The organism is Campylobacter avium LMG 24591, from assembly GCF_002238335.1.
Lineage (GTDB): Bacteria > Campylobacterota > Campylobacteria > Campylobacterales > Campylobacteraceae > Campylobacter_D > Campylobacter_D avium.
The window spans coordinates 527,570-539,922 of sequence record NZ_CP022347.1; the positions used below are offsets into that span (position 1 = coordinate 527,570).

A 12,353-nucleotide genomic window follows, 5' to 3' on the forward strand; every position below is an offset into this window, starting at 1 on the left:
TTAACATTGCTATCATCCTTTTTAAATAAATTCAAAAAGGATAGCACGCTAAAGGCCACACCCGACCTACCTTAATGGTTAAGATGGTTTAAGCAAGGCTAAAGCTAGATTTTTTTAAAATTTATCAGCTATTTAAATTAAGAGTTTGCTAACAGAGCTAAGAGCTCTTTAGCTACTATCAAAACTAAAATTACTATATTTAAAATTTTAGCTTTCATTTTAAGACCTCCTTTCCACCCTTGTGCCTTGCACTCTCTTTGAGAAAGAAGCCTTAACGCTTAAACATTATAATTATACCAACATTTAATTAATATAAGCTTATTATATATGCTATTTTACTATATAGTCCCGATTTTGCAAGCTTAAGATTATAGAATGGCTTTTATCTTTTGGGATTAAGCTTTAAAGCTCAATCACTAGCTTTTTAAGTCCCACAGCCCTTGCGTAAGACACGATGGTGTTAAAATTGCAAGACTTGCTAGAGCTTTCAAACCTAGCCACCGCACTTTGCGGAGTTTGCATTTTTTTAGCAATGTCTTCTTGGCTTAGCTTTGCCTTTTTTCTTGCCGCTATAAGCTGTGCTTGGATTTTGTAAAAAGGCTCTTGCTCTTGCAAATCTTTCATTACTTCTTTCCTAGTTTTGAAATTTATCATAAATCATCTTTTTTGTGTTATGATAGTCTCAGTCCGTCCTACAATAACTGAGACTTTAAAATTTATTTATCTGTTTAAGCAAGGACTAAGTAGGACGAACCTATAATTTTGACAGGTATTTTTTAAAAATTAGCACGGCTTAGCTTTTTACGGCTAAGACCAGTGCGGTCAAAGCTATTATGAAAATTGTAACTTCAACCATCGCAACTCCTTTCAGCTAAAGCCTCAGTCAGTCGCCTTAAACATTAATGTAATTATAACATTTTTGCTATAAAAAATCAAACTTTAACCCTTAAATTTCGTTTTTTTTTTTTTTGTAAAATCCTAAAAATTCGCTTCGGGCTAGCTCGCTCTCTTGCACGGGCACAGACCTTTCTCAAAGAGAGTGCGAAGCACAAGAGTAAAGCGGTCTTTGATGAACTTGTTTATCAAAGACGATAGCAATGGCTAAGGTGCTCACTTAGAGTTTTAATAGCAATCTTAAAGCGTTTCGGGCTTTGCGTAGCAAAGGGACGGGATGGCCTTTAGTAGTGCTGTCTTTGCTTCACTTGTTAAGCAAAGGCGATAGCGATAAAAAAAGGATTTTTACATGGCAATGCTTATAGAAAATGGAAGCTACTCACAGCATTTTAAGAGGTATTTTAATAATTTTATAGAATTTAAAAACGCAAGAGCCACAAGCTCTCAAACCGAGCTTAAGCAAATACCTTATAACACTACAATTTACTTAGATATTATCTACATTTCACAGCAAAACCCGGGCTATAAGCAGGGCAATTTTTTGAGGATGAATTTAAATGCTAATCGTTCATCTTTGCTTTTTCCTGAGGGCTTTTTCTTTAAGAGTGTTTATATGGCAGTGGGAGCTACTTTAAATGTAAGGACAAGTGCTATAACTCCAAGTGATGATTACTTTAGGATAGATGGTTACAATTCTAGCATAGCAACATCTACAAATCAATTTTTATTAAGTGGCTTTGTGTTTTGGGATTAATAACTTAAGTATTAAAGATAAGTTATATTTAAGTAAAATTCTAGTATAATTATCTTATTGTTTAAGCGTTAAGGCTTCTTCTTTCGGTGGAAAGGAGGGTGTATGCTTGAAAGAGTTTTAGCAATTTTGATACCACTTCTACAAGTAGTCAAAGAGCTTTTAGCACTCTTCAACTCACTTAACTAAAAAACCAAAGAAATCTTATAAAATCCCCGCTTAAGCCTAGCTTAGACAATACTTTAGCCGTTGGAAAGCGGGGTAACGGCTAAATTTAAGGATAATAGCAATGCAAGGAAATATAAACCCAAAAGCAATTTCAAAGCTAATAAAAGAAAGTGGCTTTAAAAGCAAAAGCGAATTCGCAAGGTTTTTAGGGCTTAATGCAAATACGGTTTTAAGGTGGGGCAAGGATTTGCCTGTGCCTGGGTATTTTTTACCCGTGATAAGCCTTGCAAAAAAGGCTAAAAAATATGACGAGCTTACGAAAAAATAGCTTTAAAGCTTAACTTTATCTTTCATTAGTTCATCATACTTCTTAGCCTTTATACATTTTTCAATCAAGGGCAAGAAAAAATCGGGCACATCCCTAGTATTTGCCCAATGCGAAATGGTATTTACATTAAAGCCGAAATGACGAGCAAATTCAGCTTTACTTTTAAAGCCCGCTTGTTTGATAAGTTTGCTTAATTCTTTTTGTGTTAGTTTTTGCATTCTTTGCCTTTTAAAAGTCTTAGACGTCCTGCACACTAAGACTTTTAAAATTTTATTTATCTGTTTAAGCAAGGACTAAGCAAGACGTCTTATAATTTCTTATAAGGTTTTTCAAAATTAGTTTTAATCTTAGTTTTTAATAACTAGGATTAATAACCTCTCCCATCACGACTCCTTTAACAAAAGTCTTAGTAGCCGTCTTAAACATTGGATAAATTATAGCCTTAAAAAACCTAAACCCTCCAAGAGCTTGTGTAAATTTTGCTATTTGCTGTGCTAAGTCTTTGTTTATCTTTTGGCTTTTCCTCGCTCTTATATGGAGCACTTACCTCGCTCATTGCTATGGCTGAAGCTATGCAGTCTATGCAGTCATCTTTTCTAAAGGGCTTTGCTGGATTAAAGGCTAGAAGCTCTTTTTTGATTTGATTTAAATTTCTAGCCTTGTTTAAAAAGACTAAAAAGCCGCTGTTGTAGTAGGGTTTTATGGCTTTTATCTTTTCTACCTTGCTTATTTTGCGGTTTGCGTTATAAGTTTTTATCTCATTTGTGATTATGCTTTTACCTTGCTTTTTAAGCTTTTCATTTACTCTAACTATCTCTTTTAAAAGCAAACGATAAAGCAAAATCCCGCCTCCGTCATTTTCTATAAAAAGCTTTGCCTTTGGATAGCTTAAGAGGCTTTCAATGACATTTAAGCAGGTTTTTTCCTCGTCCCAAATGCCGTATAAACAATCTTTTACTATGTATCTTTCATTATTGTCTACCCTATCAACGCCAAGTATAACTATAGCTCTATTATCTGCGTTTTTTTCTACGCTTAAGGCATTATCTACAAAGATGTATTCATTATGCTCATTTATATCAAAACTTGCAATTTCCTTAAAATAAGAAGCCTCAAAAAAGCCCGCCTCGCTAGCTTGTGGCTCTTGTTGATACTGCGTGGAAAACTCATCATCTCCCATTTGCTTTTTAAGCTCTTGTAGCTGTTTTAGGTCGTGTTTTAAAGGGAAAAGCGGCTCATTTGCCTTTCTTGTGTAGGAAAAATCCTCAATTTCATAAATAAGCTCCTTGTCATTTAAGGCTTCAAGCCTTATAACTTGCCACTTAGCTATGGTTTCTTTATCAAAATTTCTTTCATCTAGCAAAAAGCCGCATAAATCCTCATATCCTAGCCTTTGCATAAGTATGGTGATGTTTGAGTTCGTATCTTGCAAACGGCTTAAAACGCTTTCTTTGAAATTTTGATTGACTAGGTTTCTTGCGGATTTTGAGCTCATTTCGCTTACTTTGATAGGATCATCGATTAGGATAGAATGAGCGTGAAAGCCTGTGATAGCTGATTTTAAAGTGGTTACAAAAAGTCCGCCACCCTCTTTAAAGATGAATTCGCTTGAGTTATCTTGTAAAAATTCTGCCTTTTGTTTAAAAATGCTTTGCCAAAAGCTTGATTTTATCAAGTCTCTTACTTGATTACTTATCTTTTTACAAAGCTCGTCACTATAAGAGATGTAGATGAATTTACGGCTTCTATCATTGCCTAAAGCCCACGCTATAAAGGTTCTTGCTATGGTTTCTGTTTTGCCATAACTTGGAGGCATATTTAGCATAAGCCTTTTTATAAGCTTGTCATAACTTGCTTTTGTGTGTAAAGTATGCGTTAAAAGCTTAGCTAAGTACTGAAAATGCCAATTATCCAAAAAGGCAGCTTTGTTGTATCTTTGCCATTTAAGCTTTAAGAAAAAATAAAAATTTTTCCTAGCTAAAATCCTTGTTGCTAGTTCTTTTTTAACATCTTTCATAAGATGAATTTAGCAAGTAAATGGGCTTTTAAAAAGGGTTAAAAAGATTGGCAATTTAAGCTTTTATTTATAATTCATTCGGTATAATTATAAAGACAAAAGTGAGGTGCTTTTGTTTAGAATAGTTGCCTTGAAAAAGGCTAAATTTCATAACCTCAAAGGATTTAAAATGTTAAGTTTTAAATTTAAAAGGGTTGTGAGATTTTTGAGACTTAAAATTTTTATAAAAATAAAAATTAAAAGTCTCTAATTAAACAATCCAACCTCCGCATTATAGCGGGGGTGGATTTAATCTAAGCTTAAAGGCTAAAAGATGACAAAGGAAGAATTTAAAATTTTGATGAAAGAAGCGGGCTTTAAAAGAAAACTTGATTTAGCACAGGCTTTGGATTTATCTTATCAAAGTGTGAATAATTGGGGTGCTTCAAATGAATATCCAAGGTATTTAAAACCTTTTTTGCTAGCTTACGCAAAAGCTAAAAAATACGACGAGTTGATGAAAGAAAATAATTAAAATAAAATAAAAAAGATAAATTAAAACTATTATTTTAAGTTTATAATAAGCTAAATGTTGGTATAATTATAATGTTTAAGCGTTAAGGCTTCTTCTTTCGGTGGAAAGGAGGGTGTATGCTAGAGAGAAAGCTAACTATCTTGATACTAGTTTTACAATTAGTTAAAGAGCTCATAGCACTCCTTAACTAACTCTTTTCATTAACTGATTGAATTCTATAAAATCCCCGCTTAAGCCTAGCTTAGACAATACTTTAGCCGTTGGAAAGCGGGGTAACGGCTAAAAAACTTTGATTATTATTTAGGTAGGTCGGGCGTGGCCTTTGGCAAAGAGAGTGCGAAGCACAAGAGTAAAGCGGTCTTTACAAAACTTGTTTTGTAAAAATGATAGCAATGGCTAAGGTGCTCACTTAGAGTTTTAATAGCAATCTTAAAGCGTTTCGGGCTTTGCGTAGCAAAGGGACGGGCTCGGCCTTTAGGTTTGCTACTTTAGCAAGGCTTTGCCTTGCGGTGAAAGTAGGTAAAAATGAAAGGCGGTAGTAATGGAAAATCTAAGTTTAAAAGAGATTTCAAAAGCTATTAAACAAGCGGGTTTTAGGTCCAAGGCTGAGTTTGCCAGAAAAATGGGCTTAAATGTTGTAACTGTGAATTCTTGGGGGATTAAAAATCAACCTCCTTTGTATTTTAAACAGGTGCTTGAGTGGGCGAAAAAAGCTAAAAAATACGATGAGCTGATGAAAGAAAGCTAAAGCCTTTTCTCATCACTTAAAACGCTGATTTTAATCTCATCTTCTATCCTTTGCCCTTTGTCATCTAGTGCGTAAAATTTAAGTAAAAATTCGCCCTCCTCTTTTGCTTCAAACAAAAATGTAAAGCTTTTGTAGGTTTTATCCTCATATACAAAGCCATAATCCTTGCTTTCAAAGCCACAAACAGCCCTTACGCTCATACTTTCGCCCTTTAAAAGCTCTAGTTTTGGAGCGATTAGGCTGAGTTGTTTTACATTTGCTTTGTCAAATTCTGCTTCTTTTAAGGCCTGTGAAATCTCATCTAGTAAAGGTTTGTAAGCAGCTAAAACGGTGTTGGTGTTGTTTTTGCTGTCTGTATCTGCACCGATGGCGTAACAGGCATTTTTAATCTCGTTAAAAATTGTTTCCCAGCTTTTTAAATTGCTTGTATTTTGTGCGTTCATCACGGAGTTAAAAAGCCCAACCAAAGCATTAACCTTGTTTATGTTTGCATTATCCCAAACGCTTTTTAGCATGGTGTTTGACTGGATTAAGCTTTTTAAAACTTCGGCCTCTGCTAAATTGTGCTTGTTTCTCATCTCAAGGCTTTTTAGCTTTGCTTCCATGTAATTAAGCTCTAGTTTTTGCCGTCCCTCTTCTTCGGCAAGTGCCATTTGGCGATTTTGTAAATCTAGTTCTTCGAGTTTTAGGGCTATTTCTAGTGCAAATTTTAGCCTTGCTTCCTCGCTTCCTACATTAAAGTCTTTCATGCTTTCGTGTGCTAGACTTAAATTTTTAAAAAAATTTTGTGAGTTCATTTTTACCTACTTTCTATGCTATCATTTTTACAAAACAAGTTTTGTAAAAATCGCTTCTCTAAAGGCCGTTCCCGACCTGTCCATTGCGACTGCCTTTGCTGAACAAGTTCATCAAAGACCGCACACTAAAGGCCGAGCCCGTCCTACCTTAACAAACAAGGCTAAAAATAAATTAAAAAGGATAGCACACTAAAGGCCTGCCCCGACCTGACCTGTGGCTATCATTTTATAAAATAATTTAAGCAAGAAAAGAAAAAATGATAAAGGGTTAAATCGTTTTATGGGTTTAATAATGCTAATTATTTATTAAATACGTCAAACTAAGTTAAATGTCGGTATAATTACAATGTTTAAGCGTTAAGGCTTACTTATCTTTTGGCTGGGTAACTTGTGATTTGTAAGGTTTTAAAGATTATTTCAAAAATACCAAGATATAGCCACAAAATAGCTAAAGCTCTTCGTATTTTCTAAGCCTTTTTACAAGTTCTAAGCAAGGCAAAAACCAAGCTGGATAGTTTCTTTGCTTGCCCCACTGAGCTACGCTGTCAGGATTAAGCCCAAAATGACGAGCAAAAGAAGCCTTAGACTTAAAGCCCGCTTGTTTGATAAGCTTTGAAATATCATCTTGTGTTAAATTTTTATCCACCTTAAGCCTTTTTAGCCTCCCACCTTGCAAGGAGGCTTTAAAAGTTTTTTAAATGTTTAAGTTTAGACTAAGCAAAGTGAGATTAAAATTAAATAAGTTTTAATTTTTTTTTAGTCTCTTGTCTAGTTTTTAGAAACTAAGACAAGGACGATTAAAACAATCATAAAGACAATTATTTCAACCATCTTGACCTCCTAAAAGCTTAAAGCCTCCAGCAGTCACTTAAACATTAATGTAATTATATCAGTGTTTTGCTTAATATTTGCTTAGCATTGTTAAGCAAATATTGCTTTAGTGTAGGTATTTCTTAGTATAATTCAAAATTCAAAATATCAAAATCCAAAGCCTTGTTAATAAGCTCGTAGGTATCGCTTCTATCGTTATGCCATCTTCTGCGACCCCAAGATCTTTTTTCGCACCAAGTATGCGTATGCCTAAAGATATGAATTACCCTAAGGCAAAAGTAAGTATTAGCAGGTATTTGGGCGGTGGCTGTTTTAAGGGCTAAAGCCTCGCCCTTGCCCTGACCTAAAAAAAGGCTTTGCGAAGTTAAGGCTGTACTAGATGCACCTTGCATAAGATAAACCTCAAAAGCCTCAGCAGTGTACCAAGAACCTAAATACGCACTCGTGTCATACTGCTTGCCTATTTTCATGTTATCATATCTTGGGCTTTTAACTAGCAACTCGCCTTTTATGTTAATGTTTTGAGGGTAAATAAAGGCTTGTGAGTTTAGATTAAAGCCATCGTTTTTAAAATTTGCTACATCAAGTTCAGTGCTTATTAAAAGTGGCATATTTTATCCTTTGTAAAATGTTCTTTCGCTAGTTCTACCTTAAATCAATCCCGCCTTTTTGCATTGATTGCTTGTTATCATCCTTGCTGACCTCGTGAGCGAGCAGTCCTTGTGCTGTGTATTTAGCCGCCTTTGCCTTAGTTTCCTCAATTTGAGCTTTTTCCTTTTCAAGTGCTAGTTTGATTTGCATTTCTTGCACTTGTGCCTCGCTGCTATTTTGTGCTAAATCCCTTGCTTGTTTTTCTTTTAGCTCAAGTAGCTTTTTAACCTCAAGTGCTACAGGGCTGTCACTATCCTTTAAGATTAGCGGTAAAAGCCCTGAGATTAAATCAGGCTGAGTATTGCCAATAACCTTCATCATCTCGGACCAATACATAAATCTTTCCTCGCTTCCTTGCATTTTAAGCTGAGAGCGGTATTCTAAATCAAAGCGACCGATTTTTATGGCATTTTTTTCGTTTGTATTTATCTCAAAATACCTTATATGCCTATCCTCATCTACGATTTTAAAAATTTGTTCTTTTGTGAAGTAGTGCTGCATTAAGTCAAGTGCCTTTTGAAATATAAGCTTATCCATATCATCAGCCTTATTTAAAAAGTCTTGTAAGCCCATTAGCCCTGTTTCTCTACGATGTGCGATAGCTTCAGCACTAAGCCTTGAGTTTCCAACTCCTAAAAACTCATCATTAAGCCCGGCTAAAATCTTTGCTAGGCTTCTTTTTTCATTTGCCTTTTGTGAAAGTGCTTGTATATCTGCGTGATGCTGTATGACTTGTAATTTACCCTCTTTTAAAGCACCCGGTTTAACCTTTGTGATGCTATTATCAAGCCCGAAGCTATCTATAAATTCTTGCGTATCATCCACTGCATCACTTTCAAAAAGAGCCTTAAAGCTTCCTAGCATATTACCCATCTTATTTTCAGCGTAATTTATATAATCTTGCATAAAACGAATGTCTCTAAAAAGTCCGTACCAAACATTCTCATCGTCAATTTGATACTTTGAGATTACAAAGGGGTGTTTCTTTGTCTTTAAGGGCGATATTTCATAAGCTAGTATTTGACTATCCTGCCAAAAATACCTGTTCCAAGTGCCATTTTCAAGTAACCAAGTCTCGTAAATGATAGCTCTTGTATCGCTTGTGTTTGGATTGCTTAGATGTGTAACTTGCTTGTCCTTAAAGATTTCTTGTGCTTGTAAATAGTCCATATTTAGCTTTTTGTGAAAGCGTCTTGCGTCTGCGGCGTTAAAATCACGGCTAAATTTATCAATCAAAAAGCTTGTGGTGTCTAGGCATTTAAAATCAACATAGCGGTTAGCCTCCTCATCCTCCTTTATCCAAAGTTCAACCACGCTAAGTCCGAAGATGAGTTCTTTATCCCTTTTCATTATCTCTTTGTTGTAAAAATCAGAGTGAGAAAAAACCTTTATCAAGTCATTTAAAAGATTTGCTAAATGTGCATCGCTTTCTTGCCTGCCGCTTACTCTTATTTCGCTTATGCTTTGAGCTTTATAGCCTAGAATTTTATTAATTATCATCTTGTAAATGTTTTCAACAACAGGACTTTGCCCTCGCTCTAGGATGGTGCTTAAGATGTTTGAGGCTAGTTGGTTGCCGTGATAGTACTTAACCGCTTCTTTATACTCATTTAAGGCGGTGTTGTTAAATTCTAAATCGCTTTTGTAAATTTCTTGTAAGTAGTTTAAATCCACTGCCATTTTTTACCTTAACGAGAAAAATCTTTGATAGGTATAATTTTTGCCATCTTTGCTAGGAGTTCTTATAGTGCCTGTTTGTTTGAAATACTCAAAATCACTAATAGGCTTATTGCCATTTAGAGTATTGCCATACACTCCTAAAGCGTTCTCATCACTGCTTACAAGCTTATGATGAGCTGTGAAATTAAAGGCATTGTCTATATTTTGCCCTGCTGCTTTTGCTTTTATTAAGTTTGAATTTGCGTAATTTTGATTTTCTTGCGATTTGCTTAGGTCTATATTTGCATCTAGTCCTTGCTGATACAAGCTTTTGCCGTTTCTTTGCTTGCTTAAAAGCTGTTCTAGCTGGGTGTTTTGCCAGCCTTGTTTTGTTATTTCATTATTTATTTGTTTTTCTCTTATGCTCACACCATTTTCATCTGTTTTATTTAAAAGCTCAGTTTGTGCCTTTTGCTCGGCGGTATTTGCGTCTAAATGCTCTCTTTTGCTTTCATTTGTTGCCATCTCATCCTTAGTCTTTGCATAATCGCTAAAAGCCTTGCCAATACCAGAAATTCCCTCACTAATGCCTTTACTTCTTGCCATATAAGCTGAGATTAAATTAGCAGTGGCGTTATTTACATTTGCGGTAGCTGCCGAGCCCGCTCTTATATCTAAAATCGGCATTTATTCTCCTTTGTTTTCTTTATTTAAAAGTTCTATTAGTTCGTTTTCGCTTAGATTTTCTAAATTTATGCTCTCATTGTTTAAAGAATTTAGCTTTAAAAAGCTATCTTTTTCGGGGTAAAAGCTTTTTTGTATGCTTTGAAGTATGCCTACATATTTTTCAGCACAAGCTATAAGCATAGGATCACCCTTATGCCCTTGTCTTAAGCTTAGCATTCTAAGCAGTTCATCTTTTGCTAAAAGTGAGGCTAAGACCATATTTTTTTGTAAGAAATTTATACCCATAGCCTTAAGTAAAATTTCATCACTGACTAAATCAAGGGTGTTTTTTCTAACTATCTCATCCACATCGTAAAGGCTCTCGCCTAGATTAGAAGCTAGTTTTTCTTTGATTTTATTACCCACGCTATCAATGACTGTGGCAAATTCTTTTTTAACCAAATCCTTTTTAATCTCATTTTCAAAGACATCTTTAAGTGCCTTTGCTCTTTGCCATTTTTCTTTCTTGCTCCAATTTAAAAGAGTTCTATACTGGATCTTAAAATGCTGTGCTACTTCTTTTAAACCTACATCGTGGGTTTCGTAATGCAGCCTTGCTCTAGCTCTTATGTCCTTATCATACATTAAGAAAATACCTTAAATTTAATCTTAGCTTCTTAAAATCCTCTTTAAAATTTGCTAATGAAAGCTTAAGGGCTTTTTTGCTTTCTTTGCTAAAAAAAGGATAAAAGCAAAAGCCTAGCAAAAAGCAAAAAATGCAAAAGCAAAAAAAGCTTAAAAGTAAGAAGTAGTAAATGATTTTTTTAAAGACCTGAGGCATAGCTTAAGTCCTCTCCATTTACTCCAAGTCCTAGCCTGATTTTATTCGCATCAGTGGCCTTGCTAAATTCATACTCAGCACTTGCTAATAAGAGCTCATTTTCGCCATATAAAGAGATTTTGATATAAGGGCAAAAGTCTCTATTGCTCATCCAAGTAAAAGGCGAAACCATCACGCCCTTAAGTTTTACAGGCCTTTCAAAGCTAAATTCAAAGTCATAGTTTTGATTTGGATTTGTTACGGCAGATAAAAAGGAACTAGCATTGTCATTTTCTGGATAGGTTAAAACATTTGCTAAAAGCCACACGCTGGTAGGATAATTTAATATATCTTGTTTTGTAATGCTTATAGCCACATCGTCTAAATCCTTATATCTTAAGTCGGTTCTAGAATACACATAAGCTTCTTTGCCATCCTCTAAAAGTGGGAATAAATGCCTAAAACCAAAAGCGGTGTAAGAAGTAGCTATGCCTTTCCTATTTGCTGTGATTTTGATTTTCTTTACATAAGCTGTATTAGCACTCGCGCTATTTTGTCCGCTTTCATCTTGTGAGTTTTGCGTATCCTCATTAGCCAAGTTTTCATCAGGGCTTAAATTCTCATCCTTTGAAGCTGTTTCATCCTGCAAGGTCTCATCAGGGCTTAAATTTCCTTCGTTTTCAGTGCTTGGTGGCTTGTAATCTTGCAACTCAGCTTTTAAATCCTCTTTAATCTCACTTTTAAAATCCTCTTTTAAACTTTCTAATTCTTCTAAAAAGTCAAGTTTAATCTCACTTTTTAAGCTTTCTTTTGCCTTTTCACACTCAGTTTTTAGCTCAGCTTTTAAACTTGTTAAAAGGCTAAGTAGCTTTTGTTTGATTTCATCGGCATTAAAATCGCCCTCTTTAAGCTCCTTTGCAAAGCTCTTAACTTCCTCATTTTTTACACTTAAGGCTGAAAGGCTTTCATATCTTTTAAAAGCCTCTTCATCATCTAAGCTTTCAAGCTCACTTTTTAAGCCTACTAAGCCTTTAAAATAATATGCTAAATACGCCCTTAAGCTTTTAGCCTCTTTTAAAATCTCACTTGCAAAAGCCTTTAAATCCTCCTTGTTTAAAGCCTTTGCGCAAGCTTTAAAGCCAAGGCTTAAATCCTCGTTTTGGCTTAAAAGATATAGCTTTGCTTCTTGTTCTAGCATAAATATATAAGTTTTTTGCATAGAGCTTATGTCATAATCTAGGCTTTGTTTTGTTTGCTCTTTGGGCATTGTGTAGCTTATTTGCGGGGAGTTTTGCTCTAAGTTTTGCTCCACGCTTACTCTTTTAATGCCAATTTGTGCTAAGGCTTCATCATCTAAGCTATCTAAAAAATACGCCTCATCATCTACAAAATAAAGCTCATTTGTAAAGGTAAGACCGCTAGAAAGTTCCTCGTAGTAGTAATTCATCTTTAGCCTTTTTTCTTTTAATGCTACTTAAAACTTAGCCTTTTTTTAAAGGGTTAAAAAAG

Annotated in this window: 14 protein-coding genes; 4 read left to right on the plus strand and 10 right to left on the minus strand. The window is 34.9% G+C overall.

Annotated elements, in window-relative coordinates; all coding sequences use genetic code 11:
* Window positions 1-402 precede the first annotated feature (402 nt).
* Window positions 403-654: a helix-turn-helix domain-containing protein gene (locus CAV_RS02735; RefSeq protein ID WP_094324983.1), complete on the minus strand. Its 252-nt coding sequence runs from the start codon at window positions 652-654 to the stop codon at window positions 403-405.
* Between the two features lie 589 nt (window positions 655-1,243).
* Here CAV_RS02735 and CAV_RS02740 point away from each other — a divergent pair.
* Window positions 1,244-1,648, plus strand: a complete 405-nt coding sequence (locus tag CAV_RS02740) for a hypothetical protein (protein WP_094324984.1) — start codon at window positions 1,244-1,246, stop codon at window positions 1,646-1,648.
* A gap of 286 nt (window positions 1,649-1,934) precedes the next feature.
* The gene (locus tag CAV_RS02745) at window positions 1,935-2,141 is read left to right on the plus strand and encodes a hypothetical protein (RefSeq protein WP_094324985.1); all 207 of its coding nucleotides are present in this window, start codon (window positions 1,935-1,937) and stop codon (window positions 2,139-2,141) included.
* A gap of 2 nt (window positions 2,142-2,143) precedes the next feature.
* On the opposite strand, the gene CAV_RS02750 is transcribed toward CAV_RS02745, so the two are convergent.
* Together CAV_RS02750 and CAV_RS02755 are read right to left on the minus strand one after the other, a co-directional pair.
* Window positions 2,144-2,359 carry a helix-turn-helix domain-containing protein gene (locus CAV_RS02750; RefSeq protein ID WP_094324986.1) on the minus strand — a complete coding sequence of 72 codons (216 nt, stop codon included), beginning with the start codon at window positions 2,357-2,359 and terminating at the stop codon, window positions 2,144-2,146.
* Between the two features lie 233 nt (window positions 2,360-2,592).
* Window positions 2,593-4,158, minus strand: a complete 1,566-nt coding sequence (locus CAV_RS02755) for a terminase large subunit domain-containing protein (RefSeq protein WP_148131214.1) — start codon at window positions 4,156-4,158, stop codon at window positions 2,593-2,595.
* Between the two features lie 313 nt (window positions 4,159-4,471).
* Between CAV_RS02755 and CAV_RS02760 the strand changes: the two genes are divergently transcribed.
* Together CAV_RS02760 and CAV_RS02765 are read left to right on the plus strand one after the other, a co-directional pair.
* A complete protein-coding gene (locus CAV_RS02760; protein WP_094752805.1) occupies window positions 4,472-4,672 on the plus strand; it encodes a hypothetical protein in 201 nt (66 codons plus the stop codon).
* 541 nt (window positions 4,673-5,213) lie between these two features.
* A complete protein-coding gene (locus tag CAV_RS02765; protein ID WP_094324988.1) occupies window positions 5,214-5,420 on the plus strand; it encodes a hypothetical protein in 207 nt (68 codons plus the stop codon).
* Here the strand turns inward: CAV_RS02765 and CAV_RS02770 are convergent.
* The 7 genes from CAV_RS02770 to CAV_RS02805 all read right to left on the minus strand — a co-directional run bounded on the left by CAV_RS02770 (window position 5,417) and on the right by CAV_RS02805 (window position 12,291).
* Window positions 5,417-6,217 carry a hypothetical protein gene (locus CAV_RS02770; RefSeq protein WP_094324989.1) on the minus strand — a complete coding sequence of 267 codons (801 nt, stop codon included), beginning with the start codon at window positions 6,215-6,217 and terminating at the stop codon, window positions 5,417-5,419. The genes CAV_RS02765 and CAV_RS02770 overlap by 4 nt on opposite strands.
* A gap of 448 nt (window positions 6,218-6,665) precedes the next feature.
* Complete coding sequence (locus tag CAV_RS02775; RefSeq protein WP_094324990.1) at window positions 6,666-6,863, minus strand: hypothetical protein; 198 nt, start codon at window positions 6,861-6,863, stop codon at window positions 6,666-6,668.
* A 307-nt stretch (window positions 6,864-7,170) separates the two neighbouring features.
* Window positions 7,171-7,659 (minus strand): hypothetical protein, encoded by a 489-nt coding sequence (locus CAV_RS02780; RefSeq protein WP_094752806.1) that lies wholly within the window; start codon window positions 7,657-7,659, stop codon window positions 7,171-7,173.
* Window positions 7,660-7,693: 34 nt separating this feature from the next.
* A complete protein-coding gene (locus CAV_RS02785; RefSeq protein ID WP_094324992.1) occupies window positions 7,694-9,379 on the minus strand; it encodes a portal protein in 1,686 nt (561 codons plus the stop codon).
* Window positions 9,380-9,382: 3 nt separating this feature from the next.
* Window positions 9,383-10,045: a hypothetical protein gene (locus CAV_RS02790; protein WP_094324993.1), complete on the minus strand. Its 663-nt coding sequence runs from the start codon at window positions 10,043-10,045 to the stop codon at window positions 9,383-9,385.
* Window positions 10,046-10,669, minus strand: a complete 624-nt coding sequence (locus CAV_RS02795; protein ID WP_094324994.1) for a hypothetical protein — start codon at window positions 10,667-10,669, stop codon at window positions 10,046-10,048.
* Window positions 10,670-10,848: 179 nt separating this feature from the next.
* Window positions 10,849-12,291 (minus strand): hypothetical protein, encoded by a 1,443-nt coding sequence (locus CAV_RS02805; RefSeq protein ID WP_094324996.1) that lies wholly within the window; start codon window positions 12,289-12,291, stop codon window positions 10,849-10,851.
* Window positions 12,292-12,353 lie beyond the last annotated feature (62 nt).

Coding starts and splice junctions, on each gene's coding strand:
- CAV_RS02785 (WP_094324992.1), bottom strand. CDS start 9,379: ATGGCAGTGGATTTAAACTACTTACAAGAAATTTACAAAAGCGATTTA.
- CAV_RS02795 (WP_094324994.1), bottom strand. CDS start 10,669: ATGTATGATAAGGACATAAGAGCTAGAGCAAGGCTGCATTACGAAACC.
- CAV_RS02765 (WP_094324988.1), top strand. CDS start 5,214: ATGGAAAATCTAAGTTTAAAAGAGATTTCAAAAGCTATTAAACAAGCG.
- CAV_RS02735 (WP_094324983.1), bottom strand. CDS start 654: ATGATAAATTTCAAAACTAGGAAAGAAGTAATGAAAGATTTGCAAGAG.
- CAV_RS02740 (WP_094324984.1), top strand. CDS start 1,244: ATGGCAATGCTTATAGAAAATGGAAGCTACTCACAGCATTTTAAGAGG.
- CAV_RS02760 (WP_094752805.1), top strand. CDS start 4,472: ATGACAAAGGAAGAATTTAAAATTTTGATGAAAGAAGCGGGCTTTAAA.
- CAV_RS02790 (WP_094324993.1), bottom strand. CDS start 10,045: ATGCCGATTTTAGATATAAGAGCGGGCTCGGCAGCTACCGCAAATGTA.
- CAV_RS02805 (WP_094324996.1), bottom strand. CDS start 12,291: ATGAATTACTACTACGAGGAACTTTCTAGCGGTCTTACCTTTACAAAT.
- CAV_RS02770 (WP_094324989.1), bottom strand. CDS start 6,217: ATGAACTCACAAAATTTTTTTAAAAATTTAAGTCTAGCACACGAAAGC.
- CAV_RS02745 (WP_094324985.1), top strand. CDS start 1,935: ATGCAAGGAAATATAAACCCAAAAGCAATTTCAAAGCTAATAAAAGAA.
- CAV_RS02755 (WP_148131214.1), bottom strand. CDS start 4,158: ATGAAAGATGTTAAAAAAGAACTAGCAACAAGGATTTTAGCTAGGAAA.
- CAV_RS02780 (WP_094752806.1), bottom strand. CDS start 7,659: ATGCCACTTTTAATAAGCACTGAACTTGATGTAGCAAATTTTAAAAAC.
- CAV_RS02750 (WP_094324986.1), bottom strand. CDS start 2,359: ATGCAAAAACTAACACAAAAAGAATTAAGCAAACTTATCAAACAAGCG.